This window comes from Methylopila sp. Yamaguchi, from assembly GCF_002897035.1.
GTDB lineage: Bacteria > Pseudomonadota > Alphaproteobacteria > Rhizobiales > Methylopilaceae > Methylopila.
Genome location: NZ_BAUX01000003.1, coordinates 124,385 through 149,573 on the forward strand (window position 1 = coordinate 124,385; position 25,189 = coordinate 149,573).

Here is a 25,189-nt window from a genome sequence, read left to right on the forward strand (position 1 = left end):
GCCGCCCCCGCCCTGACGCACGCGATGGTAGCGGCGGCGCAACCGCCGTCAAGAACAATCAGCGAACATTCGCTTGATCGACTTCGGGGCGCCCAGGTCGCCATGGCAGGCGCTTGACGATCTCGCCTGGATTCCCGGATGCAACGGGGATGACGAAGCAGTAGGCCTTCAACTCCGGCTCTTAGACAGGCCCTTCACGGCTCGCGGATGACGGCCGCGCACTCCGCTGGCATGTCCTTCAGCGTCATCGGCGGGCGCGGCTTCGGCGGAATTTTCGGCGGCGTCGGGAACAGCCGGCCCGGCGTGAACCACCAGTCGAGCGGCTTGCCGCAGCCGTCGCCGGGGACGACGTCCGCCTGGGGTTTGCAGGAGGCCTCGCCGGCGGGGCAGCCCAGCCGCACGTGGAAGTGGTAGTCGTGGCCCCACTGCGGCCGCACCTTCTGCAGCCAGCCGCGGTCGCCGCGCGCGTCGCGGCACACGGCCCGTTTGATCGCGGGGTTGACCAGGATGCGCTCCACCTGCGGGTCGAGCGCCGCGTCCTTCAGCACCTGCATGTGGTCCGCGGACCAGAAGCGGTTCGTGTCGATCCGGTTCTCGGCGACGACGTTGGTGGACATCAGCGTCTCGCGCTGCGCCATCGTCAGCGGTTGCGCGGGCATGGGGCGCAGCCAGATGTCCACGTCGAGGCCGATCTGGTGCGAGGCGTGGCCCTTGATCATGGGGCCGCCGCGCGGCTGGGACATGTCGCCGACGAGCACCCCCGGCCAGGAGGTGTTCGACGCCACCCGCTTCGAGAACCGCTGGATGAAGCTCACCAGCGTCAGGCGACCATAGAAGCGGTCACGCGAGGGCCGCATCACCTGCCACGTCGGGCCGCTGAGCGGCAGCATGGAGGCGCTTGCGAGACAGCCCTTGGAGTAGAAGCCGATCGACCGCTCGCGCCCCGTGCTCGGGCGGGTCACCCGGCCGAACAGCTCCTTCGCGGGCGTCGTCGCGGTGATCGGCGGCATGGGCGGCAGGCGGAAGCCGGGCGGCGTCACGTCCTGCGCCCAGGCGGCGCCGGCGGCGCAGGCGAAGAACGCGGCGGCGGCGAGAGCGAGCTTCAGCGTCATGCGGCGGCGCGGCTCCGCTTGCCTTCGATGGCGTCCCAGGTGATCGCCGCGACGTCCGGGCCGCCGAGCCGCTTGATGGCGCGAACGCCGGTGGGGGAGGTCACGTTGATTTCGGTCAGATTGCCGTCGATCACGTCGATGCCGACGAACAGCAGCCCGCGCCGCGACAGCTCCGGCCCGATGCGCGCACAGATCTCCTGCTCGCGCGGGGTGATCTCGGTGGTCTGCGCCGCGCCGCCGCGCACCATGTTGGCGCGCAGATCGCCCACCGCCGGCACGCGGTTCACCGCGCCCGCGAACACGCCGTCCACCAGCAGGATGCGCTTGTCGCCCGCGGCGACCTTCGGCAGGAACTTCTGCACCATCCACGGCTCGCGGAAGGTGGTCGAGAACAGGTCGATCAGCGAGCCGTAGTTCAGGTCGTCGGCGGTCACGCGGAACACCGCCGCTCCGCCGTTGCCGTAGAGCGGCTTCACCACGATGTCGCCGTGCTCGGCGCGGAAGGCCGCGATCTCGGCCTTGTCGCGGGTCACGATGGTGGGCGGCATCAGCTCGGGAAAATCGAGCACGAAGATCTTTTCCGGCGCGTTGCGCACCTCGGCGGGGTCGTTCACGACCAGCGTGCGCGGGTGCACCCGCTCCAGCATGTGGGTGGTGGTGACGTAGGCCATGTCGAACGGCGGGTCCTGCCGCAGCAGAACCACGTCAGTCTCATCGCCGAGCGAGACGCGGCGCTCCTCGCCGAGCGTGACGTGGTCGCCGGCGACGTCGCGCACCTCCGCGGGCCGCATGGCCGCGAACACGCCCTCGGCGGTCTGGGTCAGGCGCTCGGGCGTGTAGACGAGCAGCGAGTGGCCGCGCGCCTGCGCTTCCAGCATCAGGGCGAAGGTCGAATCGCCCGCGATGTTGATGCGCTCGATCGGGTCCATCTGCACGGCGACGCGAAGCGACATGGGGCTGATCCGCTTGGGGTTTTTACTGGCCGAAGGCGTTTGGGAGACGGCGCGGCAGGCGGCGGGGCGCGACGAGGACGACGTCGAAGGTCATGACATATCCCGCATAAGCCGGCTCGCGCGCAAGAAAGGCCTCAGCCCCGCGGCGGATGCGGGCCTGCTGGCGCGGGGCCACGGCCTCGGCCGCGGCCTCCAGCGTCGCGCGGGCCTTCACCTCGACGAAGGCGAGCGTCCGCCCCCGGACGGCGATCAAGTCGATCTCGCCGCCGCCCTGCGCGTAGCGTCGCTTCAGGATGCGCCAGCCGGTCAGCCTCAGCAGCCAAGCCGCGCGGGCCTCGGCGTCGAGCCCGAGCCGGAACGCCGCAAGCCGCTTCGGGGCGGGGGGCGCCGGGCTCAGGCGCCGGCCTTGGTCAGCTCGAGCGCGCGCGCGTAGACCTCGCGCCGCTTGAGCCCCGTTGCGCTCGCGACTTCGGCGACCGCGTCCTTCACCGAGGCGCGGGCGAGCGCGGCTTCGAGCAGCGCGTCGACGTCGCCCTCGCTCGGCGGCGCCTCCTCGGCCGGCGGGCCGATCACCAGCACGATCTCGCCCTTGGGCGGGGCTTCCCGACCGAGCTCGGTTGCAAGCTCGGTCAATGTCCCGCGCCGCACCTGCTCGAAGCGCTTGGTGAGCTCGCGCGCGAGCGCCGCGGGCCGGTTCCCCAGTCCGTCGGCCAGGTCCGCCAGCGCTTCGGCGACCCTCGGCCCGGTCTCGAACAGCACCAGCGTGCCTGGCACGCGGGCGATCTCGGCGATGCGCTCGCGCCGCCCCTGCTGCTTCGCCGGCAGGAAACCCTCGAAGAAGAAGCGGTCCGTCGGCAGGCCCGCCAGCACCAGCGCCGTAAGCACGGCGGAGGGCCCGGGGAGGTGCGTGACGTGCGCGCCGGCCGCGACGGCGTCGCGCACGAGCTTGAAGCCGGGGTCGGACACCAGCGGCGTGCCGGCGTCGCTGACGAGCGCAAGCCGCTGCCCGTCCGCGAGGCGCGCCAGCACCTTGGGGCGCATCTCGGCGGCGTTGTGGTCGTGGTAGGGCGTCAGCCGGGTCGCGATGCCGTAGTGGTTCATCAGCTTGGCGGTGACGCGGGTGTCCTCGCACAGCACCGCGTCGGCGGCGGCCAGCGTCTCCAGCGCCCGCAGGGTGATGTCGGCGAGCGTGCCGATGGGGGTCGCGACGACGTGAAGGCCGGGCGCCAGCGACGGCGCGGTCAGGCGTACGCCGGCCACCAGGTAGCTGCGGGAGGAGTGATCGGGGCCGGCCGTGAGGTCGGGGTCGGTCGGCTCGGGCCTTGGCATGGGAACGCTCGTCGGTTACTTCAGAGTCAAGTCTATCGGTGGGGCGCAGCCGCGGGAAGCGGTGGCGCGCGGCGCTCCCCGAGCCGTGGACCATCGGGGCATTCGGCGCGTCGGACGAGTTCGTGGGGGTCCGGCCGAGAGACGGTGGCGCACATGACGGTCGATCCAAGGTCCCTGGCGAAGGGATGGCGCGCGCTGCTCGTCGGAAGCGCGGCGCTCGCGCTCGCCGCCTGCGGCGGGGGAAGCGACCTCGGCGGGACGGACGAGCGGCTCAATCCGCTGCCCGGCAATCCGACGCCGCAGGTCGAGGCCCAGCCGCTCGGTCAGGCGATCGGGCAGGGCTCCACCAAGGTGGCGCTCGTGCTGCCCTTGTCGGCCAGCGGCAACGCCGGCGCGGCCGCCCAATCCATGAAGAACGCGGCGGAGCTCGCGCTCTCGGAGTTCAACAGCCCCGACATCCAGCTGGTGGTGAAGGACGACGGCGGCACCGCGCAGGGCGCGCAGGCGGCGGTCAACAGCGCGACCGACGAGGGCGCGCGCATGGTGATCGGGCCGCTGTTCGCCCATTCGGTCCAGGGCGCAGGCCAGGCCGCGCGCCAGAAGGGCGTGCCGGTGGTCGCCTTCTCGACCGACGCCAACGTCGCCTCGCGGGGCGTCTATCTCCTCAGCTTCCTGCCTGAATCCGACGTCGACCGGATCGTCCGTTACGCGGTCAGCCAGGGCAAGCGCTCCTTCGCCGCGCTGCTTCCGGAGAACGGCTACGGCACGGTGGTGGAGGGCGCTTTCCAGCAGGCGGTGGCGAGGGCCGGCGGCCGCGTCGTCGCGCTTGAGCGCTATCCCACCGACAAGGGCAAGATGGCCGAGCCGATCGCCCGCGTGGCGAACGCCCTCGGCCAGGCCGACGCGCTGTTCATCCCCGACACGGCCGACAGCGTTCCGACGGTGGTGGGCTTGCTCGCCGCGAACGGCGTCAACCTGAAGCGCGTGCAGCTGCTCGGCACGGGGCTCTGGGACGACCCGCAGATGGGACGCGACGCGAGCCTTGCGGGCGCCTGGTACGCCGCGCCGGACAGCTCCGGCTTCCGCTCCTTCGCCCAGCGCTACAAGGCGAAATTCGGCTCGGAGCCGACCCGCACCGCCTCGCTCGCCTACGACGCCACCTCGCTCGTGGCTGCGTTGGTGAAGACGCAGGGCGCCGCCGGGCTGACCGACCAGACTTTCGCGAACCCGTCTGGCTTCGCCGGCGTCGACGGCACCTTCCGCTTCCGCGCCGACGGCGGCAACGACCGCGCGCTCGCCGTCTACCAGGTGCAGCCCGGCGGCGCGAAGGTCATCAGCCCCGCGCCCCGCAGCTTCGACGGCCAGACCGCCCAGGCGAATTGACCGTTGAGCGCTCGTCGCTCTACCCCGCGAGATCGGCCACCACGGCGTCCAGGACCGGAAAGCCCTCGCGGGTGACGCGCAGGCGGTCGCGGCCGACGCGCTCGACCATGCCGTCCATGGTGAGGTCGTCGATCCGGCGCTGGTCGAGCCTGCGGCCGGAGAGGCGGTGGAAGCGGGCGAGGTCGATGCCCTCGGCGAGCCGGAGGCCCATCAGCAGGAACTCGTCGGCTTGGGCCTCGACGCTGAGAGGCTCGTCGACCACGAGGCCATGACCGTCGGCCTCGACGGCGGCGGCCCAGAGCTCGGGATTGCGTTCGGTCGAAAGCTCGCGGCGCAGGCCGTCGACCAGGAGCCGTCCATGGGCGCCGGGGCCGACGCCGGCGTATTCGCCGTAGCGCCAGTAGACCAGATTGTGGCGGCTCTCCGCGCCAGGGCGGGCGTGGTTCGAGATCTCGTAGGCCGGCATGCCGGCGCGCTCGGTGGTCTCCTGCGTCACGTCCCAGAGCGCGCGGGAGGTTTCCTCGTCGGGCGTCTTCAGCTTGCCGGCGCGGTAGAGCGCGTGGAAGGGCGTGCCCTCCTCGATGGTGAGCTGATAGAGCGACAGGTGCTCCGGCGCGCGCTCGATCGCCTGCGACAGCTCCCTGCGCCAGGCGGCCGGCGATTGGCCGGGGCGGGCGTAGATCAAGTCGAAGGACGCGCGCGGGAAGATCGACATGGCGAGCTCGACGGCCGTCAGCGCCTCCTCGACGGTGTGCAGCCGGCCGAGATTCGCGAGGTCTTCGGCGTTCAGCGCCTGCACGCCGAGCGAGACGCGGTTGACGCCGGCGGCCCGGTAGCCGCGGAAGCGTTCGGCCTCGACGCTGGTCGGGTTCGCCTCCAGCGTGATCTCGGCGTTCGGCTCGACCTCCCAGGCGCCGCCGATGGCGTCGAGGATCCCTGCGACGGTCTCCGGCGTCATCAGCGAGGGCGTGCCGCCGCCGAAGAAGACCGAAGCGACCTTCCGACCGGGCGCCAGCGCCGCCATGTGCGCGATCTCGCGGCGGAAGGCCGCGAGATAGCGGCCCTGGTCGACGCCCTTGTGGCGCACGTGGCTGTTGAAGTCGCAGTAGGGGCACTTCGCCGCGCAGAACGGCCAATGCACGTAGACGCCGAAGCCGGGCTCGCTCATGTCGGCGGACCTGCGGGATAGAGCGCGGCCATCAGCGCGCCGAAGGCGCGGGCGCGGTGGGACAGGCCCGTGGCGCGACCGTCCGCGCCCCAGACCACGCCGTGTTTATCGTCCGAGGACATCTCCCCGAAGGTGCGGGCGTGGCCGCCCGGCAGAAAGATCGGATCGTAGCCGAAGCCGAGGTTCCCGCGCGGAGGCCACACGATCTCGCCGGGAACCGATCCTTCGACCTCGAGCCGCTCGCCGGTCGGCCAGCTCAGGCAGAGCGCAGCGACGAAGGCGGCGGAGCGATCCTTCGCGCCGCGGGCCTGAAGGTCCGCCTCGACCCGCGCCATCGCGGCGGAGAAGTCCTTCGAGGGTCCCGCCCAGCGCGCGGAGAACAGCCCCGGCGCGCCCCAGAGCGCCGCGACCGAAAGCCCGCTGTCGTCGGCGAGCGCGGGCAGCCCTGACGCCTGCGCTGCGGCGTCCGCCTTGATCGCGGCGTTCTCAGCGTAGGTCGTGCCGGTCTCGTCGGGCTCGGGCAGGCCGAGCTCGCCCGCGGAGGTCAGCTCCAGCGGGAACGGCGCCAGCAGCTCGCGGAATTCGGCGAGCTTGCCGGCGTTATGGGTGGCGATCACCAGTCGGACGCCGAGCGGGGGGAGGGCGGTCATCGTCAGTCCTTACACGTCATCCCGGCCGAGCGCAGCGAGAGCCGCGATCGTGCTCCAGGCCGCGCGTCCTGAGGCGCACGATTCCGGCTCTCCGCCTTCGGCTTCGGCCGGGATGACGCGCGGGTCAAGGACAGTTGAGGCGTCACGCCACCGCCAGCTTCTGCAGGTCGACGAGGGTGGCGCAGCCGGCCTTGGCAAGGCGGAGCAGCTCCATCAGTTCGTCCTCGGAGAACGGCGTCCCCTCGGCGGTGCCCTGGATTTCGACGATGCCGCCCGATCCCGTCAGCACGAAGTTAGCGTCGGTCTCGGCCGCGCTGTCCTCGGCGTAGTCGAGGTCGAGCACCGGCGCGCCCTTGTAGACGCCGCAGGAGACGGCGGCGACGTGGTCCTTCAGCGCCGGACCTTTGAGCATGTCGCGCGCCTTCATCCAGGCGAGGCAGTCGTGCAACGCGACCCAGGCGCCGGTGATGGAGGCCGTGCGCGTGCCGCCGTCGGCCTGCAGCACGTCGCAGTCCACCGTGATCTGGCGCTCGCCGATCATCTTGAGGTCGACCACGGCGCGCAGGCTGCGGCCGATCAGGCGCTGGATCTCCTGCGTGCGGCCGGAGGGCTTGCCGCTCGTCACCTCGCGGCGGGTGCGCTCGTGCGTCGCCCGCGGCAGCATGGCGTATTCGGCCGTCACCCAGCCCTTGCCCTGGCCGCGCAGCCAGCCCGGCGCCTTCTCCTCCAGCGAGGCGCAGCACAGCACGTGGGTCTCGCCGAACTTCACCAGGCAGGAGCCTTCCGCGTAGCGCGCGACGCCCCGCTCGATCGAGACGGCGCGCAGCGCGTCGGGGGCGCGCTTGGAGGGACGGACGGACATGGAGGCTTCGCTTTCGCAGGGAGATTGAGAAATCGGCGTCTTTCTGCCCCTGCGCGCGTCCGCCCGCAAGCCGCCGCGCTTGATCGGCGGCGCGCGAAGACGAATGTTGGGGACGCGAGGTTTTAAGGCCATGTCGATCGACCGTCCCATTCTCCCCGAAGCCGCCGCCGGGCTCGCGCAGCTCGACGCCCGTTCACGCGAGATCTTTCGCCGGATCGTCGACAGCTATCTGTCGACGGGAGAGCCGCTCGGCTCCCGCAACATCTCCAGGCTGCTCTCGGTCTCGCTGTCGCCGGCCTCCGTCCGAAACGTCATGGCGGACCTGGAGACGCTCGGGCTGATCTATGCGCCGCACACCAGCGCCGGGCGCCTGCCGACGGAACTCGGCCTACGCTTCTTCGTCGACGCCATGCTGGAGATCGGCGACCTCAACGCCGAGGATCGCCGCGCCATCGAGCGGCAGGTGCGGGCGCTCAGCGCCTCGCGCTCGGTCGAGGACGTGCTGACCGACGCCTCCGCCCTGCTGTCGGGCCTGTCGCGCGGCGCCGGCGTCGTGGTGGCGACCAAGCAGGACCCGGCGATCAAGCACATCGAGTTCGTGCCGCTGGAGCCCACCCGCGCCCTCGTGGTCCTCGTGGGCGAGGACGGCGGGGTCGAGAACCGCATCGTGCAACTGCCCAAGGGCCTGCCGCCGTCCGCGCTGGTGGAGGCGTCCAACTTCCTCAACGCCAGGATGCGCGGCCGTACGCTGGGCGAGGCCCGTGCGGCGGTCGAGGAGGCGGTCGCCGCCGCCAAGGGCGAACTGGACGCCATCACCGCGGACGTGGTCGCCGCCGGGCTTGCGGACTGGGCGGGCGTCTCCGCCGGGGAACCGCGCCAGCTCATCGTGCGCGGCCAGGCCAACCTGCTCGAGGACCTCAAGGCGCTGGAGGATCTGGATCGCGTGCGCCTCCTGCTCGACGACCTCGAATCCAAGAAGGACGTCATCGACCTGTTGGGACGGGCGGAGACGGCGGACGGGGTGCGAATCTTCATCGGGTCGGAGAACAAGCTGTTCTCGCTCTCGGGCTCGTCGATGATTGCGGCCCCGTTCCGCGACGGCGACCAGAAAATCGTCGGCGTGCTCGGCGTCATCGGTCCGACGCGGCTGAACTACGCCCGGATCGTGCCGATGGTGGACTACACCGCCAAGGTGGTCGGCAGTCTGCTTCGCCAGAGCTGACCCGGCGGCATCTTAACGAAGTCTTCACCTAAAGGTATCGCGGGCCCTCGGTCTGGCGCATGATCGCGCCTGTTCAGGGGATGGCAGGCGCATGGACAACATCGTGGAACTCTACGCCCGGGTCGCTTACGACGACGCGGCGGCCGAACGGCGCGAGCGCACCGTGCTTGGCGAAATCCGATCGGTCGCGGCCTTCGCGGCGCTTTTGAGCGGCATCGCGCTCACCCTCGCAGCGCCGGTGCTGGCGCTCTGGTTTCTGCTGAGTTGAGCGCCCGCGTCGTTCGGCGTCAGCGCGCCAGACCGTCCTGGTTTTCGTAGGTCACCCGCTCCACCGCGTGGGCGGCGACCTGTACGGCGAGGTCGATGCCCACGGCGATGAGAAAGATCGCGATCAGCGAGGCGAGCTGCTCGAAGGCCCGTCCTACGGGGTCGCGGAGATCGTCCGGATCAAGCTCCATCTCGCTTATCCTCAAGCGGGGACCGCTTGTGAGTATGCCTTCGGCGCGCGCCTGCGCCATTCAAACCTTCGCGTGCGACGAGTCGTACGGCCGCAGGAGGTAGGCGCGACCGGCGCCCGCAATGATCGCTCACCTTTTTTGAACGTCGCCGCGGCATGATGCTGCGCTAAGACTGACGGAGGCGCGGCGAGCCGGCGATCGGCCGCGCGTGATTCGAGGAGCGCCCGATGACGCGCAAGTATTTCGGCACGGACGGCATCCGCGGCCGCGCGAACAAGTTTCCCATCACGCCGGACTTCGCGATGAAGGTCGGGATGGCGGCGGGCATCGCGTTTCGGCGCGGGGACCATCGCCACCGGGTCGTGATCGGCAAGGACACCCGTCTTTCGGGCTACATGATCGAAAGCGCGCTGCAGGCGGGCTTCACCTCCGTGGGCATGGACGTGCTTCTGCTTGGGCCCATGCCGACGCCCGCGGTCGCGCTGTTGACCCGCTCCATGCGAGCCGACCTCGGCGTGATGATCTCCGCCTCGCACAACCCGTACGACGACAACGGCATCAAGCTGTTCGCCCCGGACGGCTACAAGCTGTCGGACGAGGTCGAGCTGGAGATCGAGACGCTGCTCGACGCCGACCTCGGCCCGAAGCTTGCCGACAGCCCCGCGCTCGGCCGCGCGAAGCGCATCGAAGGCGCGCAGGCGCGCTACATCGAGTTCGCCAAGCGCACGCTGAACCGCGCCGTGTCGCTCGAGGGCCTGCGCGTGGTGGTCGATTGCGCCAACGGCGCGGCCTACAAGGTCGCGCCCGAGGCCTTGTGGGAGCTGGGCGCCGAGGTGGTCGCGCTCGGCGTCGAACCGAACGGCGTGAACATCAACAAGGACGTCGGCTCGACCGCGCCGAACGCGCTGATCGAAAAGGTGCGCGAGACCCGCGCCGACATCGGCATCGCGCTCGACGGCGACGCCGACCGGGTGATCATCGTGGACGAGAAGGGCCATGTGGTCGACGGCGACCAGCTGATGGCGGTGGTCGCGGCCTCCTGGTCGGAAGACGGCCGGCTCTCCGCCCCGGGGCTGGTCTCGACCGTGATGTCCAACCTCGGGTTCGAGCGCTACCTGACCTCGATCGGGCTGACGTTGGAGCGGACCCCGGTGGGCGATCGCTACGTGGTCGAGCGCATGCGCGCGCAGGGCTACAACCTCGGCGGCGAGCCCTCCGGCCACATCGTGCTGTCGGACTACGCCACGACGGGCGACGGTCTGGTGGCGGCGTTGCAGCTGCTGTCGGTGGTCCAGAGGGCGGGCAAGCCGGTCTCCGAGATCTGCCACCGCTTCGAGCCGCTGCCGCAGGTGATGAAGAACGTGCGCTACGCCGGCGGCCGGCCGCTCGACGACGACGCGGTCCGCGCCGCGATCGCCAAGGCGACCGAGCGCCTCGGCCGGGAGGGACGGCTCGTCATCCGACCCTCCGGCACGGAGCCGGTGATCCGGGTGATGGCGGAAGGCGACGACCGCGACCTCGTTAACGACGTGGTGGCGAACGTCGCGGACGTGATCCGCGCCGCCGCGGCCTGAGGGCTTCTCCGTAGTCTTCCCGACGAAGGCCGCCAGCCTGCGCTGGCGCGCTTCGTCGCGCCTGACGGAAAATGCGAGGCGCGGCAGCACCTTGCGCCCGCTGCAATCGTCGCGAGCGGAGTGTTGCCGAAACACTTCAGTGACGTCTTTGGCAGGTGAGGACACGAGGGTTAAAAGTTAAGGTTAAATGGTTTTTAACGAATACACGCCAGATTTGCAGTCGTGACATGAACGCGCCTCTCGCCAGCGGCGATGCGCTGCACTTCTGAGGAACTGGCGGTATGGCCAAATTGATGACCTACGCGCTCGCGGGCGCGCTCGCAGTCGCGTTCGCCCCGGTTGCGGGTCTCGCGGCCGATCTTCCCGAACCGCCGCTGCTGGAGCCGATCCCGGAGCCGGTCGAGTTCGGCTCCAGCTGGTATCTCCGCGGAGACGTCGGCTACAAGTTCTACCGCGATCCCTCGGCGTCCTACGACAACCCCTACTTCAAGCGCGCGGGTCTGTCGAAGTACAAGGACGAGGACGTCGACGACGCCTTCATCATCGGCGGCGGCGCGGGCTACAAGTGGAACAACTGGGTCCGCACTGACGTCACGGTCGACTACGAGACCAAGGCCGACTTCAAGGGCCGTCTGGGCTGCCCGGGCTGCGGCGGCGTCGCGGGCTACTCCACCGAGAAGAGCAAGATCTCCGCTCTGACCTTCCTCGCCAACGCCTACTTCGACCTCGGCACCTGGGAAGGCTTCACGCCCTACGTCGGCGCCGGCATCGGCGCGTCGCGCATCCATATGAGCGGCTTCCGCTCGAAGAACCCCGGCGCGGGCGGTTACGAGGACGGCCCCGGCTCGGGCTCGGACTGGAACTTCGCCTGGGCGCTCATGGCGGGCGTCGGCTATCAGGTTTCCGACAACGTCGTGATCGACGCCAACTACCGCTACGTCAATCTCGGCGACGTGAAGTCGAAGAGCTACACGGCGGCGGGCGAGAGCGGCCGGGTCAAGGTGAAAAACCTTCAGGCCAACGAAGTCCGTCTCGGCGTGCGCTACATGCTCGACTGAGCTTTCGGCTCCGGCCTTCAGCACGAAATCTTCAAGCGGCGGGATCCTTGGGTCCCGCCGCTTTCGTTCCTCGGGGCTAATCCTTACCCCGCTCAATTCGCTTGACGGCGTCGGTCCCGCGGACGTATTCCCCGCGGCGGGCCACCCCTCCCCAACGAGGGGCTGACCATCTGGAAGGATGGACCATGACGACTGCTGTTCCCGCGGTTCGCCCCGCGAATCCCAATTTCTCGTCCGGACCCTGCACCAAGCGCCCCGGCTGGTCGCTCGACGCCCTCAAGGGCGCGGCGCTCGGGCGCTCGCATCGCTCCAAGGCTGGCAAGGCCAAGCTCAAGGAAGCGATCGACCTCACCCGCGAGGTCCTCGAGGTTCCGGCCACCCACCGCATCGCGATCGTTCCGGGCTCCGACACGGGCGCCGTCGAGATGGCCATGTGGTCGATGCTCGGCGCCCGCGGCGTCGAGGTGCTCGCCTGGGAGAGCTTCGGCGCGATCTGGGTCACCGACGCGGTGAAGCAGCTTCGCCTGCCGAACACCAAGGCGGTCGTCGCCGAGTTCGGCAAGTTGCCGGACCTCGCCGCCGTCGACTTCGACAACGACGTCGTCTTCACCTTCAACGGCACCACCGCCGGCGTCCGCGTGCCGAACCACGACTGGATCCCGGCCGACCGCGCCGGCCTCACCATCTGCGACGCGACCTCGGCCGCCTTCGCGATGGAGCTCGACTACGACAAGCTCGATGTCGTGACCTTCTCCTGGCAGAAGGTCATGGGCGGCGAGGCGGCCCACGGCATCCTCATCCTCGGACCGCGCGCGGTCGAGCGCCTGGAGAGCTTCACGCCGGCCTGGCCGCTGCCGAAGCTGTTCCGCATGACCAAGAACGGCAAGCTCGACGAGGGCCTGTTCGAGGGCGAGACCATCAACACGCCGTCGCTGCTGTGCGTCGAGGACTACATCGACGCGCTCAACTGGGCGAAGTCGGTCGGCGGCCTCAAGGGCCTGATCGCCCGCTCCAACGCCAGCGCCAAGGCCGTCTACGACTACGTCGCGCGCACGCCCTGGCTCAAGGTCCTGGCCGCGGACGACGCCACCCGCACCAACACCGGCGTCTGCCTGGTGTTCGCTGATCCCGCGCTCGCCGCGGCGCCGCTCGAAAAGCAGGCCGCCTTCGCGAAGGATTTCGTCGCGCTGCTGGAGAAGCAGGGCGTGGCCTTCGACTTCGGCGCCTACCGCGACGCGCCTCCCGGCCTGCGCATCTGGTGCGGCGCGACGGTCGAGCCGTCCGACGTCCAGGCCCTGCTGCCCTGGCTGGACTGGGCCTACGCGCAGCTGTCGCCGGCGCTCGCCAAGGCGGCCTGAGCTTCGGGACCTGACGGGGCGTCGTCGCGGGCACGCGCCGCGACGGGCCGCCGGCCCGCGGGCCGGGCGTCCATGACTACGGGCTGATCATGACTTCGGGCCGATCAGTTCTACTTCGCATTCCAGTCAAGGACGCCCGTTAAGGCGGGGACGACGTCGCTTCTCTGACCGCCCGCAGCCCGAAGACCCGGAGCCAGCCCATGTTCACGCCCGAAAACGCCCTCGAAAAGTCGCTGCTGCGCGCGCTCGATGAGCCCGAACAGCGCGTCGCCTTCCTGAAGTCGTTTCTCGACGCGGAGCTGTCCTTCGCGCTGATTGATCCGAAGGAAGGCAAAGGCGCCGGCTACGCCGTGCCCGAGGTGACTCATGAGGACATCAGCTTCGTGCCGGTGTTCACGTCGGACGCGCGGGTGAAGGCGATGTTCCCCGACGAGCAGCTGATGATCGTGCGGCAGACCTTCAAGCAGATCGTCTCGCAGATCGAGGACGCCAACTTCGTCCTCAACCCAGGCTCCGAGGCCGGCCACGAGTTCATGGCCGAGGACGTCGCCTCCATGCTCGACGGCGATTTCGTGCGCGCCGCCGACGGGTTCGAGCGCGAGCTCGGCGACGAGGACGAAGAGGACGACCTTCCGACCCTCGTCGGCAAGCCGTCCCCGACGCCGACCCATCTGACGACGCCGCTCGCGGCGCTGTTCGCCACCATGCCGACCGTCCGCGCCGCCCATGTGGCGCAGGCGATCACGCCCGACGCGCGCGGCGTGCGGCGGCTCGTCGTCGGCCTCGTCGTCGACGGCGACCTCGACGAAGCCCTCGACCAGGTCGAGGACGTGCTGTCCGAGGCCGCCAAGCCGACCGACGAGATCGACTTCGTCTCCATCCCCGGATCGCCCCTGGACGACTACTTCACGCGCGACGTCCAGCCGTTCTATCGGAAAACCTGAGCCGGCTGACTTTTCAGGCGCCGGCGAACACGAGAGAAAGCCTCCCATGGCGCCCCGCGTCCTCATCTCCGACAAGCTCTCCCCCGCCGCGATCCAGATCTTCAAGGACCGCGGCGTCGACGTCGACTTCCAGCCCGACCTCGGCAAGGACAAGGACAAGCTCGCCGCCGTCATCGGCGGCTACGACGGCCTCGCGATCCGCTCGGCCACCAAGGTCACGCCGAAGATCCTCGCGAACGCGAGCCGTCTGAAGGTCATCGGCCGCGCCGGCATCGGCGTCGACAACGTCGATTTGCCGGCGGCGACGGCGAAGGGCGTGATCGTGATGAACACGCCCTTCGGAAACTCGATCACCACCGCCGAGCACGCCATCGCGATGATGTTCGCGGTCGCCCGCGAGATCCCCGCCGCCGACGCCTCCACCCAGGCCGGCAAGTGGGAGAAGAACCGCTTCATGGGCGTGGAGATCACCTCCAAGACGCTCGGGATCATCGGCTGCGGCAACATCGGATCGATCGTCGCCGAGCGCGCCATCGGCCTCAAGATGCGGGTCATCGCCTTCGACCCGTTCCTGTCGCCGGAGCGCGCCCAGGACCTCGGCGTCGAGAAGGTCGAGCTCGACGAGCTGTTCGCCCGCGCCGATTTCATCACCCTGCACACGCCGCTTACTGAGAAGACGCGCAACGTCATCGACCGGCAGGCGCTGTTCCGGATGAAGAAGGGGGTGCGAATCGTCAACTGCGCCCGGGGCGGCCTCGTCGACGAGGCCGCGCTGCGCGAGGCGCTCGACGCGGGCCATGTGGCGGGCGCGGGCTTCGACGTGTTCACGACCGAACCCGCGACCGAAAACCCGCTGTTCGGCCATCCCGGGGTCGTCTGCACGCCGCATCTCGGCGCCGCCACCACGGAGGCGCAGGAGAACGTCGCCCTCCAGGTCGCCGAGCAGATGTCGGACTACCTGCTGCGTGGCGCGGTCTCAAACGCCGTCAATTCGCCGTCGATCACGGCCGAGGAGGCGCCCCGGCTGAAGCCCTTCGTCGCGCTCGCTGAAAAGCTCGGCTCCTTCGCGGGCCAGCTCACCGAGGCCGGCGTCACCGCGATCCGCATCGAGTACGAAGGCCTGGTCGCGGGCATGAACACCCGCGCGCTCACCTCCGCCGCCGTGACGGGCCTGTTGAAGCCGCAGCTCGCCGACATCAACATGGTCTCGGCCCCGGTGATCGCGCGCGAGCGCGGCGTCGCGATCGAGGAGGTTCTGCGGGAGGACGCCGAGACCTACGACAGCGTCGTCCGGCTGACCGTCACCACGGGCGACGTCACCCGCCATGTGGCCGGGACGGTCTTCGCGGACGGCAAGCCGCGCATCATCGACATCAAGGGCATCGAGATCGAGGCGTCCTTCGGCCCGTCGATGCTCTACGTCACCAACGAGGACAAGCCCGGCTACGTCGGCGCGTTGGGGGCGACGCTGGGCGCTGCGGGGGTGAACATCGCGACCTTCAACCTCGGCCGCGCGGCCGCGGGCGGCGACGCGATCGCCATCGTCCAGATCGACGGCGACATCCCGGACGCGGTTGTGGCCCAGGTGCAGGCGCTCGAGCACGTCAAGCAGGCCCGCGCGCTGCGGTTCTGACGCGCCGGGCGCTGCCGCCCCGCGGCTGACGCAACGAACCGCGCCGTCGTTCCGGCTTGTTCCGGAACTCATGACCCCGTCGGTGCGAAGCCGTCTCGAACACAGGGTTCTCGGGCCCCGGCGCTCCCCGCCGGGGCCTGGGCGGGCGGGCGGAGCGCGCGTTCGCCTCACACGAGTCCCGCGCGGGCGCCTCGGCCGTCGCCGCCCACGATCTCGTGATCTCCGTCGCCGAGACGCGGAGCGCGGCGAACGCCATCATCCCGCCATGACCGCCGCCGCCTTCGCGCTCACGCTACTCTTCGCCATCGCGTCGGCGTTCGGAGCGCCGTCGGCGCTCGCCGACGAGCAAGCGGCCTGGGCGGCGCTGAAGCGCGGCGGCCATGTCGCCCTAATGCGGCACGCGACCGCGCCCGGCGTCGGCGACCCCGCGAATTTCAAGCTTGGCGACTGCTCCACCCAGCGCAATCTCAGCGACGCCGGTCGCGCCGAAGCGCGCGCCGTGGGCGATCGGTTTCGGGCCGAGGGCGTCGCGGTCGCCGAGGTGCGGACCAGCCAATGGTGTCGGGCGCGCGACACGGCGGCGGAGATGAAGCTCGGGCCGGTGACGGAGGACTTTCGGCTGAACTCGTTCTTCGCGGACGACAACCGCGCAGTCGGAAGCGAAGCGTCCAAGGCGGCGGTGCGGGCCGCGGCCCATTCCAGCGCAACGACGGTGCTGGTCACGCACCAGGTCAACATCACCGCCGCCACCGGCGTGTTTCCCGCCTCAGGCGAGATCGTGGTGGTGACCGTGGACGGTGACGCGATCCGCGTGGTCGGACGCCTCGCGCCCTAGCGCACGCTTACGGGCAGAGACCTGACGGCGGGCTGCGCTTCGCCCTCGCGTCTACAGGCGAGCCGGATCCGACGCAGGCGCGCAGATCTCCCCCTGGAGCAGGAGAGGGTGGACGGCCGAAGGCCGGCCGGGTGGGGTGGGCTTCCGAATAAAACTCCGGCAGCGACGAGGCCGACGCCGAGGCGAGCCGTCCTACTGCGCCCCGATTTCGCCGCCGACGAGCGAGCCGAGGCGGACGCGCTCCGCCGCCTGCTGCAGCGGCGCCCGAGGGCGCGGGGGCTCCGGCGGGCGAGGGGCGCCGCTCGCCCGGACGATCTCGTCGGCCAGCTCGTCCAGGCGCGCGCGGAGCGCGACGAGGCCGGCGTCCGCCGCGGCTCCTGCGGCGGCAGGGCGCGCGGCGTCCGCCCGAAACGCGACGAAGCTCTCGATTTCGGCGGCCAGCCGCCGCTCGGCGGCGAGCCGCGCGGCCTCGGCCTCGGCCGCGCGCGAGCGCTCGGCCTCGATGGTCGCCGCGACGCCGGAGGCCGCCGCTTCCCCAGCCTGCACCGCGCCGCGCAGCCGGGCGATCTCGCGCTCGGAGGCCGCCTGCTGCGCGAGCGCCGAGGCGAGCTCGGCCTCGGTCGCCGCAAGCTCCACGCGCATAGCGTCGCGCGCGAGCTCCAGCTCGGACAGCGCCTTGCGCGCCTCGTCGGCCTCGCGCCGCGCCGCCATCAAAGCCGTGCGTTCAGCCTCGAGCGCCTTCGACATCTCCGCGGCCTCCGCGCCGGTGCGGTCGAGGTCGCCGCGCACCGCCGCGCCGTGAGCCTCGAGCGCGGCCACGCTCTCCTTCAATTTTGCAATCTCGAGTTTCAGGCCCATCTCCTGCGAGCGGGCCCGACCGGCGACGATGCGCTCGCGGGCGGCCTCTTCGGCCGCGGCTTCGGCGCGACGCTCCACGGTGCGCACGCCGATCGCGTGTTCCGCGCGGAGGCGGTCCTGCGCGGCGACGATTTCGTCGAGCGACACAGGAAGCCGCCCCACCAGCCGGCGCGTCGTCAGACGGACCGCGCGCGCCCAGATGGCGGGAAGCAGCAACAGCCCGATGAGGCCCGCGACGCAGGCTCCGAGCGAAGCATAGAGGAGGGGCTCGACCATCGGCGGCGTACTCGGCGGGCCACAGCGCTCAGCCCTTCGGCCGTGGCGCTTCGCGGGTGCGGACGGCGGGCGCGCCCGCGCTTCGCGCTGGCGTCAGGATGGCACAGGGCCGGCGCGACATAAAGCCGGCGCCGGCCGCCCCGCCGATGCGAAGCGCCGCAGCCGGCGTCAGAACGGATTCCAGGTCGAGGTCGGCGTGAACTTCAGGTAGCCGACGTTGACTCCGAGGCGCGCGCCGAGGCCGGTGCGGATCGGCACCAGGACCGTGTCGTAGTCCTTGAGGGCCGTCATGCCGAGGCCGCCAACGAGATAGGCCGAGCCGTTGATGCCCGCGAAGCGGCTGAAGATCGCGTTAGGGGAGCGCAGATTGTAGACGAGAATCATCGTCCGGGCGCCGTCGCCGCCGAAATCGAAGCCGAGCGAGGGACCCTGCCAGTAGACGCGCTGCTCGCCCTCGCCGCGGGTGAAGAGCTTGCCTTCGCCGTAGCGCAGGCCGCCGACGAAGGCGCCCGCCGCCTCTTCGCCGAGGATGTAGCCGTTGGGCTCGCCCCATTGGCTGGTGGCCTTTTCGACGATGCCGGCCAGGCCGCGCGACATAGAGCCGAAGAAGCCGTGGCCTTTCTCGACGATCTCGGAGGCGGAGAAGGTGTCGCTCGCGCCACCGTACTGGCGGTCGGAGTAGGCGGCGTTCTCGGCGCGCGGGCCGGCGTATTGGGCGGAGGCGTCGGTGGTCGCGGCGGCGAAGCCTGCGAGGAGGGTCGCGGCCGCGACGAGGGTCTTCCACGTCATCGCGTACGTCCTTTTCACGTGAGCGCGCGATGTCCGCGGAAACGGATTCGCGCCGATTCGTAGAATTTGATCGATCGGCTTTACTCAAAGGTGAACGGCGCCGTTTTAAGACCGATCCTGAGGACGGTTCCATTTCCGGCAGACCGTGACGAGGAGACGCGCAGCCCGTGGCGTTCACGACGACCCTGACCGGCGTTCTGGCTTGCGGCGCGCTCTGCGCCGGGCTGGCCTGCGCCGCGCCGGCGGCCGCGACGCCGGGGCTCAACGAGCGAGTGGTGGCCGATCCCGCCAGCGGCATCGCGCTGTTCGGCTACGATCCCGTGGCCTACTTCACCGAAGGCCGGCCGGTGCTGGGCAAGCCGCTGTTCGAGGCGGAATGGGGCGGGGCCGCCTGGCGCTTCGCCAGCGCCGCGAACCGCGCCGCCTTCCTCAGCGCCCCGGAGGTCTACGCGCCCCAGTTCGGGGGCCACGATCCGCTCGCGGTCGCGCGCGGCCGCGCGGCGGCCGGGCATCCGCAGGTCTTCGCAGTGCTCCGCGACCGGCTCTATCTGTTCCGTTCGCCGGACGCGCGCGACTCCTTCGTCGACCCTGCGCCGGCCGTCGCCGAATGGCCCGCGGTCGAGCGCGACCTCACGCCGTAAGCGGCGCGTCCGCGCGCGGTCAGTCCCTCGCGCCCCAGGCGACGAAGCCGCCATTCCGGAAGCCCGCCTCCGCCTTGCCGTAGTCGAACGGCGTCATGTCCGGTCGCGTCACCGCGCCGCCGGCGGCGGCGAGCACGGCGTGGCCCGCCGCGGTGTCCCACTCCATCGTCGGCCCAAAGCGCGGGTAGACGTCGGCCGCGGCTTCCGCGACCAGACAGAATTTCAGCGACGAGCCCGCCGAGCGACGCTCGACGACACCGAGCTTTTCGAGGAACGCCTCCGTCTCGGCGTCCGCATGGCTGCGGCTCGCGACGGCGCAGAGGCCGGCGGCCGGGCGCTGCCGGACCGCGATCGGTCGATAGGCGGCCGGGGCGGGGACGTCGCGGATCGCCGCTTCGGCCTTAAACGCGCCACGTCCGGCCGCGCCGATCCAGGTGGCGCCGAGCGCCGGCGCATGCACGCAGCCGAGCACGGGCGCGCGGCGTGAAATTAACCCCACGTTAACCGTGAATTCGCCGTTGCGGTTGATGAACTCGCGCGTGCCGTCGAGCGGGTCGACCAGCAGGAAGGTCTCCGGCGCCTCCGTCGGCGCGCCGTCGCGGGAGGCCGCCTCCTCGGCGATGACCGTCACGCCCGGGAACAGTTTGGCGAGGACGGCGTGGAGGATTTCCTCCGCGCGCTCGTCGGCGTCCGTCACCGGGCTGCGGTCGTCCTTCGAGCGCACCACGATGGCCTCGGCGTCGTAGACGTCCAGGATCGCCCGCCCGGCCTCGACGCAGAGGGCGCCAAGCGCCTGGAGCAGGGCGAGGTCGGTCATGGGCTCTGGGTCCTTCCCGAAGGCTTCGGCTTGAGGGCGGAGACGGCAGCGTGTATCAGGCCAGACGTCGCGGCCGGGCGGCGCCGACGAGTCGCCGGCCCGGAAACCGCTCCCAAAGCGCCGGCAGGAGCCCCCATGTCAACCTCCGATGCGACGCCGCCTTCGGGCGTGATCACGCTCGACGCCCTCGACCTCGCGGCGCTGATCGCGAGCCGGGTCTGCCACGACGTGATCAGTCCCGTGGGCGCCATCGTCAACGGCCTCGAGATTCTCGAGGACGAGAAGGACGAGGGCATGCGGGGCTTCGCTTTCGACCTCATCAAGAAGAGCGCGGCGCAGGCCTCCGCCCGCCTGCAGTTCTGCCGCATCGCCTTCGGCGCGGCGGGTTCGGCTGCGGCCATGCTCGACCTTGGCGACGCCGAGCAGGTCGCGCGCGGGTTCATCGAGGACCAGAAGACCAAGCTCACCTGGGAGGCCCCGCGCCAACTGCTCCTGAAGAACAAGGTGAAGCTGCTGCTCAACCTGGTGCTGGTCGCGACCACCACCATTCCACGTGGCGGCGTCATCGCCGTAACGTCGGAAGGCGAGGGGGACGCCACCGCGTTCCGGATCGTCGCGACGGGCCCAACCGCCCGCGTGCCTGGAAACGTGGTCGACCTGCTGGCGGGCCGCGCCCCGGACGACCGGGTCGACGCCCACGTCATCCAGCCGTTCTACGCCGGTCTCGTCGCCAAGGCGGCGAACATGGCGGTGACGATCGAGGCCGAGATCGAAGGCGAGCGCATCGTCACGCGGGCGACGACGATCCCGGCGTAGACCGCCTCGCCGCGGGCGCCTTACTCCGCGGCGATCGCGCGATCCTCGTAGGTGGCCGACATGTTGTCCAGGCTCGCCACGATGTGGTCCGCGAGCGCTTGGGCGGTCTCGGTCAGCGATCCGGTGTTGCGCAGCAGCGCGATCTTGCAGGTGGGCAGCGAGGGGAAACCCTCCGCCGGCCCGAGCACCCGCATGCCCGGCCGCAGCGCCGATTCCGGAAGCACCGAAATCGCGAGCCCCGCCAGCACGGCGGAGCCGACCGCGGTGAAATTGCAGCTGGAGTAGAGCACCCGGTGTTGCCGGCCCATCGCTTCCAGCTTGGCGATCGCGGTCTCGCGCCACTCGCAGGCGGCGGTGCCGAGCGCGAGCGGAAGCACCTGCTCCTCATGCACCATGGCGCGTTGCGAGGTCACCCACAGCAGGGGCTCTTGGCGGATGATCTCCCCGACGGGCTTGCGGGAGGCGTGGGTGATGATGGCGAGGTCGAGATCGTCGCGCCCGATGAAGCCGATGAGATGGCTCGTCGGTTCGCAGACCACCGACACCTCGACCCGCGGATTGGACCGCGAGAAGCGGGCGAGAATCTCCGGCAGGTAGCGCTCCGCGTAGTCGTCCGGCACGCCCAGCCGCACCCGGCCGGTCAACGCGTCGTCAGCGAAGGCGGACACCGCTTCGCGCGAGATGTGGACGATGCGGCGGGCGTAATCCAACAGCCGCTCGCCGTCTTCCGTGAGCCGGTTTCCCCGCCCGTCGCGCGCGAAGATCGCCCGACCGATCCTTTCCTCCAGCCGCTTCATCTGCATCGAGACCGCGGACTGGGTTTTGTGCACCACGTCCGCCGCCCGCGTGAACGAGCCTGTGTCGACGATAGCAAGGAAGGTCTTCAGCTGATCGACGTCGAGAAGAGCGGTCATGGCGGCTCCGCAGTCCGGGCTCCTGACGCCCATCACGGGATCTGATGACCTATATTAGGAACATTCGTTTCACTGATCAATGAGGGTCAGGCAAGGTTCGCTTGTCCCCGGGAGGCCGGCGGCGGTTTTCAAGCACCTCGGATGACCCGAGCGGCGGACCGCCCCTCAAAAGGTGAGAGACGTCGTCCCGGCGTGAGGAGGTTGCCATGTCCCTGCCGTCCATCGAGAGCCTGACGCCCGCCCGGATCACTCCGGCCAAGGTCGCCCTCGTGAAGGTCCAGGCGATCATGCGAACCGCCTTCGTCGCCGCCGTGGCGTGGAACAACCATCGCAAGCTCGGCGAGCTCGCGGGCCTTGACGACAAGATGCTGGCCGACATCGGCCTCACCCGGGCGGACGTCGGGATGGCCGCGTCCGAGCCGCTGTGGCGCGATCCCACCGTCCGGCTCACGGTGCTGGCGGTCGAGCGTCGGGCGTCGGAGAAGGCGCACACGCGGTGGCGGATGGCGCGTCGGCGCGAAGCGGTCCAGGCGCGGTTGGGTCTGCCCCGCGAGACCTGCGCGGACTAACGCGGCCTCGAAATCAGGCGGGCGGCTTGCGCGGCCCGCCTTTTTCCTCGCTGAAGAAGGTCTCGAAGATCTGCTCCATGGCGCGGGCGTTCTGCGCCGAGAGCTCACGGCTCGTTTCGAGCATCTTGTCGAACGGCGTCGGTTCGGCGGTCTCCGCCGAATCCGGCTCTGGAGCCGGCGCTTCGACCGGATCAGGCGTCGGCTCCCGCGTCGCGGGATCGGCCGCGTTCCGCGCGCCGAACATTCCTCCGAACATCTCCGCCATCATCTCGCCCAGCGGGTTCGAAAGGGCCGGGCCGTCGCTCCCGGCGCTTTCGGGGCCGCCGCCTGCGGTCTTCCCGTCATCCGTCTTATCGGGATCGGGGCGGAAGGCGCTCGCCCAGTCGGTAAACGGATTGCGGGGCGCGTCGTCGGCGGCGTTGGCTTCGGGACGGCGGGTCGAGTCACGCAGCAGCTCATTCCAGAACGCGCCGAAGGGGCCGGGGAAAGGCCCATCGCTTCCAGCTTCGGGCGCCGACGCCTGGGAGGCCTGAGCCGCCTTGATGACCCCGCCGATCAGGACGCTCGTCAGCACCGGCATCACCTTGCGGATGATGTCAGCCTGCACGCCGGAGGCCGCGGCGGCCTGGGCGGCGACGGCGCGCGACACGTCCTTCGAGCCGAACAGGGCGCCGAGCGCGTCCTCTCCGGCGCTTCTGGCGCGGGGGTCGAGGGCGGCGGCCTGGGCCTCGAAGGCGCGCGCGTAGGTCTCGGCGCCCATGAGTTCGTGCAGCCGTCGCGCGGCGGCGTCGCTCTGCGACTGGCGTTGAAAACCCTGCGCGAAGGCGGGAGTGAGCGCGGCGGTGGCGGCGCGCATCTGCTCCGGCGTCATGCCGTAGGCGCGGGCGATGTGGTCGAAGGCGCCGCCGCCCTGCGCTCGCCGGATCAGCTCGAACATGTCGAACATCGCGTCTCTCCTGCGCCGAGCCCCGCCCACCCTAACCCGCGGCGGCCGGGGCCGCCACTCACTCCGCGGGGGCCGGCGCGGGGGTCGCGGCGTCGTCGACCACGGCTCCCTTCCGCTTCGGCTGCGCCAGAGGCTGGGGCGTCGGCTTGTTGGTGTAGGTGAGGTCGCGCCCTGCATAGATGCCCTCGACACGCTGCACGTCGAGCTTCTCCGCGTCGCGGCGCCGGACGTCCTCCTCGATCTCGAGCGCGCGCTCGGCGTCGACCCCGACCGCCTCCAAGGCCATGCGCCCCATTACGAGCGCGCTTTCGAAGGTCTCCCGCACCACGTTGGCGACGCCCATGCCGTAGAGGTCGAGGGCGTGCCCGCGATCGTAGGCCTTCACCACCAGCTCGGTGAGCGGGAAGCTCGACTGGATCAGCTCGACGATGCGCTTGGCGGTCTCGCGATCGTCGACGCAGACCAGGATGGCGCGCGCCTTGTCCGCGCCGGCCGCCCGTAACACGTCGAGGCGCGAGCCGTCGCCGTAATAGACCTTGAATCCAAACTGGGCGGCCTGGAACACCCTCTCCGGGTTGCCGTCGATCAGCGTCGTCTCGACGCCCTCCGCCAGCAACAGCTGCGACGCGATCTGGCCGACGCGGCCGAAGCCGATCACCAGGACCTGCCCCTTGGCCCCCTCGAAGTCCTCGTCCGGCTCCGGCAGGGTCGGCTCGGCCTTCGCGGCGAACTGCTCGGCGAGCGCCGCAAGCGGCGGGGCCGCGACCAGGCTGAGCGCCGCCATCGCGGACAGCAGGCTTGCCGTCTCGGCGTCGATCAGCCCGTTGCTCAGCGACAGCGGAACGAGCACGAACACGAACTCGCCGGCCGCCGCGAGCAGCGAGCCGATCCGGATCGCGTCCGGCAGGGGAGCGCCGAACAGACGGGCGAGGACGCCCGCGATGACGACCTTGAGCGCGAGATAGCCGACCGTGGCCGCCAGCAGCAGCGGCAGTCGACTCCAGACCACGCCGACGTCGATGGTCATGCCGATGCCCATGAAGAACAAGGCGATCAGCAGTCCGCGAAATGGCTCGACGTCGGCTTCGAGCTCATGCCGGTAGGACGAGGTGGCAAGCAGCACTCCGGCGAGAAAGGAGCCGAGCGCCATCGACAGGCCCGCCGCGTGGGCGACCTCCGCGGCCCCCAGGACGACGAGCAGCGCGGCGGCGGTCATCACCTCGCGCGCGCCGGTGCGCGCCAGCAGGCGGAACATGGGATCGAGCAGATAGCGCCCCGCGACCACGATGCCGGCGAGAGCGGCGACGGCGATCGCCGCGGAGGCCAGGGTGTGGCCCCAGCTCTCGCTCGGGGCCCCCGCCGGCGCGCCGAGAAACGGAATGAGCGCCAGCGCCGGGACGACGGCGATGTCCTGCGCCAGCAGCACCGCGAAGGTCTTCTCGCCGTAAGGCCGATTGAGATGGCCGCGTTCGTCGAGGATCTGCAGCGCCATGGCGGTGGCGGAAGAGTAGAGCGCGACGCCGATCGCAAGCGCCGAGGGGGCCGCCCAGCCGCCGAGGTAGGCGAGCAGCGCTACGGCGAGGGCCGCTCCGACGATCTGGCCGCCGCCCATGCCGACGACGTAGCGGCGGAGCGCGATCAGCCGCTCGAGCCTGAGGTCGAGCCCGATCAGGAACAGCAGCATGACGACGCCAAGCTCGGCGAGCTGCAGCACCTGCTCCGGGTCCCGGAAGAAGCCGAGCGCCGCGGGGCCGACGACCACGCCGGCCGCAAGGTAGCCGACAACGGCGCCCAGCCCCAATCGGCGGGCGATCGGGGCGGCGACGACCGCAGCCACCAGAAAGACGAGAATGCCGATCAACGGTCCGGGGGCTGCGGGATGTTCCATGAGGCGGCTCCGGCGCGAGGTTTGCCGCGCATGTGGCGCCCTGCGGCTCGCCTTCGCAAGCGGTCCCCGGCTATGCATCGCCGCGCCGCACATGACGCAGGGCTTGCGCGCGCTTATCATAAGAGACGACACGCGC

The 25,189-nt window shown here is 70.5% G+C and carries 26 protein-coding genes; 12 read left to right on the plus strand and 14 right to left on the minus strand.

What is annotated here, in order from left to right; translation table 11 throughout:
• Positions 1-194: 194 nt before the first annotated feature.
• Genes mepA through rsmI form a run of 4 tightly spaced genes read right to left on the minus strand, consistent with a single transcriptional unit; the run spans position 195 to position 3,394 of the window.
• On the minus strand, positions 195-1,112 hold the full coding sequence (gene mepA, locus METY_RS04830; RefSeq protein WP_103120254.1) for a penicillin-insensitive murein endopeptidase: 918 nt from the start codon (positions 1,110-1,112) through the stop codon (positions 195-197).
• Positions 1,109-2,065: a glutathione synthase gene (gshB, locus tag METY_RS04835; RefSeq protein WP_103120255.1), complete on the minus strand. Its 957-nt coding sequence runs from the start codon at positions 2,063-2,065 to the stop codon at positions 1,109-1,111. Before gshB ends, mepA begins: the two co-directional genes overlap by 4 nt.
• 22 nt (positions 2,066-2,087) lie before the next feature.
• A complete protein-coding gene (locus tag METY_RS04840) occupies positions 2,088-2,462 on the minus strand; it encodes a YraN family protein (protein WP_103120445.1) in 375 nt (124 codons plus the stop codon).
• On the minus strand, positions 2,459-3,394 hold the full coding sequence (gene rsmI, locus METY_RS04845; protein ID WP_103120256.1) for a 16S rRNA (cytidine(1402)-2'-O)-methyltransferase: 936 nt from the start codon (positions 3,392-3,394) through the stop codon (positions 2,459-2,461). Before rsmI ends, METY_RS04840 begins: the two co-directional genes overlap by 4 nt.
• A 153-nt stretch (positions 3,395-3,547) precedes the next feature.
• On the opposite strand from rsmI, the gene METY_RS04850 reads away from it, so the two are divergent.
• Complete coding sequence (locus METY_RS04850) at positions 3,548-4,777, plus strand: penicillin-binding protein activator (protein WP_103120257.1); 1,230 nt, start codon at positions 3,548-3,550, stop codon at positions 4,775-4,777.
• Between the two features lie 19 nt (positions 4,778-4,796).
• Here METY_RS04850 and hemW read toward each other — a convergent pair whose 3' ends face one another.
• The 3 genes from hemW to rph all read right to left on the minus strand — a co-directional run bounded on the left by hemW (position 4,797) and on the right by rph (position 7,457).
• Positions 4,797-5,945 (minus strand): radical SAM family heme chaperone HemW, encoded by a 1,149-nt coding sequence (gene hemW / locus METY_RS04855; RefSeq protein WP_103120258.1) that lies wholly within the window; start codon positions 5,943-5,945, stop codon positions 4,797-4,799.
• Positions 5,942-6,595 (minus strand): non-canonical purine NTP pyrophosphatase, encoded by a 654-nt coding sequence (locus METY_RS04860; RefSeq protein ID WP_103120259.1) that lies wholly within the window; start codon positions 6,593-6,595, stop codon positions 5,942-5,944. Before METY_RS04860 ends, hemW begins: the two co-directional genes overlap by 4 nt.
• Positions 6,596-6,737: 142 nt before the next feature.
• Positions 6,738-7,457 (minus strand): ribonuclease PH, encoded by a 720-nt coding sequence (gene rph / locus METY_RS04865; protein ID WP_103120260.1) that lies wholly within the window; start codon positions 7,455-7,457, stop codon positions 6,738-6,740.
• A gap of 130 nt (positions 7,458-7,587) precedes the next feature.
• Between rph and hrcA the strand changes: the two genes are divergently transcribed.
• Complete coding sequence (gene hrcA, locus METY_RS04870; RefSeq protein ID WP_103120261.1) at positions 7,588-8,679, plus strand: heat-inducible transcriptional repressor HrcA; 1,092 nt, start codon at positions 7,588-7,590, stop codon at positions 8,677-8,679.
• 91 nt (positions 8,680-8,770) lie between these two features.
• On the plus strand, positions 8,771-8,947 hold the full coding sequence (locus METY_RS21015) for a hypothetical protein (protein WP_160147304.1): 177 nt from the start codon (positions 8,771-8,773) through the stop codon (positions 8,945-8,947).
• Between the two features lie 19 nt (positions 8,948-8,966).
• Here the strand turns inward: METY_RS21015 and METY_RS21020 are convergent, their stop codons facing one another.
• On the minus strand, positions 8,967-9,137 hold the full coding sequence (locus tag METY_RS21020; RefSeq protein ID WP_160147305.1) for a hypothetical protein: 171 nt from the start codon (positions 9,135-9,137) through the stop codon (positions 8,967-8,969).
• A 227-nt stretch (positions 9,138-9,364) separates the two neighbouring features.
• Here METY_RS21020 and glmM point away from each other — a divergent pair, with 227 nt between their 5' ends.
• The 6 genes from glmM (at position 9,365) to METY_RS04900 (ending at position 16,539) form a co-directional block, all read left to right on the plus strand.
• The gene (gene glmM, locus METY_RS04875; protein WP_103120262.1) at positions 9,365-10,711 is read left to right on the plus strand and encodes a phosphoglucosamine mutase; all 1,347 of its coding nucleotides are present in this window, start codon (positions 9,365-9,367) and stop codon (positions 10,709-10,711) included.
• A 281-nt stretch (positions 10,712-10,992) separates the two neighbouring features.
• Complete coding sequence (locus tag METY_RS04880; RefSeq protein ID WP_103120263.1) at positions 10,993-11,769, plus strand: outer membrane protein; 777 nt, start codon at positions 10,993-10,995, stop codon at positions 11,767-11,769.
• Between the two features lie 185 nt (positions 11,770-11,954).
• Positions 11,955-13,127 (plus strand): phosphoserine transaminase, encoded by a 1,173-nt coding sequence (locus tag METY_RS04885; protein ID WP_103120264.1) that lies wholly within the window; start codon positions 11,955-11,957, stop codon positions 13,125-13,127.
• Positions 13,128-13,327: 200 nt separating this feature from the next.
• A complete protein-coding gene (locus tag METY_RS04890) occupies positions 13,328-14,071 on the plus strand; it encodes an enhanced serine sensitivity protein SseB C-terminal domain-containing protein (RefSeq protein ID WP_103120265.1) in 744 nt (247 codons plus the stop codon).
• Positions 14,072-14,117: 46 nt separating this feature from the next.
• Positions 14,118-15,704: a phosphoglycerate dehydrogenase gene (gene serA, locus METY_RS04895; RefSeq protein WP_103120266.1), complete on the plus strand. Its 1,587-nt coding sequence runs from the start codon at positions 14,118-14,120 to the stop codon at positions 15,702-15,704.
• Positions 15,705-15,969: 265 nt separating this feature from the next.
• Positions 15,970-16,539: a histidine phosphatase family protein gene (locus METY_RS04900; protein ID WP_103120267.1), complete on the plus strand. Its 570-nt coding sequence runs from the start codon at positions 15,970-15,972 to the stop codon at positions 16,537-16,539.
• Positions 16,540-16,731: 192 nt separating this feature from the next.
• Here the strand turns inward: METY_RS04900 and METY_RS04905 are convergent, their stop codons facing one another.
• Together METY_RS04905 and METY_RS04910 are read right to left on the minus strand one after the other, a co-directional pair.
• The gene (locus tag METY_RS04905) at positions 16,732-17,673 is read right to left on the minus strand and encodes a hypothetical protein (RefSeq protein ID WP_103120268.1); all 942 of its coding nucleotides are present in this window, start codon (positions 17,671-17,673) and stop codon (positions 16,732-16,734) included.
• A gap of 168 nt (positions 17,674-17,841) precedes the next feature.
• On the minus strand, positions 17,842-18,462 hold the full coding sequence (locus tag METY_RS04910) for a DUF1134 domain-containing protein (protein WP_103120269.1): 621 nt from the start codon (positions 18,460-18,462) through the stop codon (positions 17,842-17,844).
• Positions 18,463-18,629: 167 nt separating this feature from the next.
• On the opposite strand from METY_RS04910, the gene METY_RS04915 reads away from it, so the two are divergent.
• Complete coding sequence (locus METY_RS04915; RefSeq protein WP_103120270.1) at positions 18,630-19,103, plus strand: YHS domain-containing (seleno)protein; 474 nt, start codon at positions 18,630-18,632, stop codon at positions 19,101-19,103.
• A gap of 19 nt (positions 19,104-19,122) precedes the next feature.
• Here the strand turns inward: METY_RS04915 and cysQ are convergent, their stop codons facing one another.
• The gene (gene cysQ / locus METY_RS04920; protein WP_103120271.1) at positions 19,123-19,920 is read right to left on the minus strand and encodes a 3'(2'),5'-bisphosphate nucleotidase CysQ; all 798 of its coding nucleotides are present in this window, start codon (positions 19,918-19,920) and stop codon (positions 19,123-19,125) included.
• A gap of 135 nt (positions 19,921-20,055) precedes the next feature.
• Here cysQ and chpT point away from each other — a divergent pair, with 135 nt between their 5' ends.
• Positions 20,056-20,736 (plus strand): histidine phosphotransferase ChpT, encoded by a 681-nt coding sequence (gene chpT, locus METY_RS04925; RefSeq protein ID WP_103120272.1) that lies wholly within the window; start codon positions 20,056-20,058, stop codon positions 20,734-20,736.
• Between the two features lie 20 nt (positions 20,737-20,756).
• Here the strand turns inward: chpT and METY_RS04930 are convergent, their stop codons facing one another.
• Positions 20,757-21,650 (minus strand): LysR substrate-binding domain-containing protein, encoded by an 894-nt coding sequence (locus METY_RS04930; RefSeq protein ID WP_103120273.1) that lies wholly within the window; start codon positions 21,648-21,650, stop codon positions 20,757-20,759.
• 206 nt (positions 21,651-21,856) lie between these two features.
• Here METY_RS04930 and METY_RS04935 point away from each other — a divergent pair, with 206 nt between their 5' ends.
• Positions 21,857-22,219, plus strand: a complete 363-nt coding sequence (locus METY_RS04935; RefSeq protein ID WP_244593520.1) for a DUF1127 domain-containing protein — start codon at positions 21,857-21,859, stop codon at positions 22,217-22,219.
• Positions 22,220-22,232: 13 nt separating this feature from the next.
• On the opposite strand, the gene METY_RS04940 is transcribed toward METY_RS04935, so the two are convergent.
• Both METY_RS04940 and METY_RS04945 read right to left on the minus strand, forming a co-directional pair.
• Positions 22,233-23,165 carry a DUF937 domain-containing protein gene (locus METY_RS04940; RefSeq protein WP_103120274.1) on the minus strand — a complete coding sequence of 311 codons (933 nt, stop codon included), beginning with the start codon at positions 23,163-23,165 and terminating at the stop codon, positions 22,233-22,235.
• 58 nt (positions 23,166-23,223) lie between these two features.
• Positions 23,224-25,053, minus strand: a complete 1,830-nt coding sequence (locus METY_RS04945; protein WP_200819599.1) for a monovalent cation:proton antiporter-2 (CPA2) family protein — start codon at positions 25,051-25,053, stop codon at positions 23,224-23,226.
• Positions 25,054-25,189 lie beyond the last annotated feature (136 nt).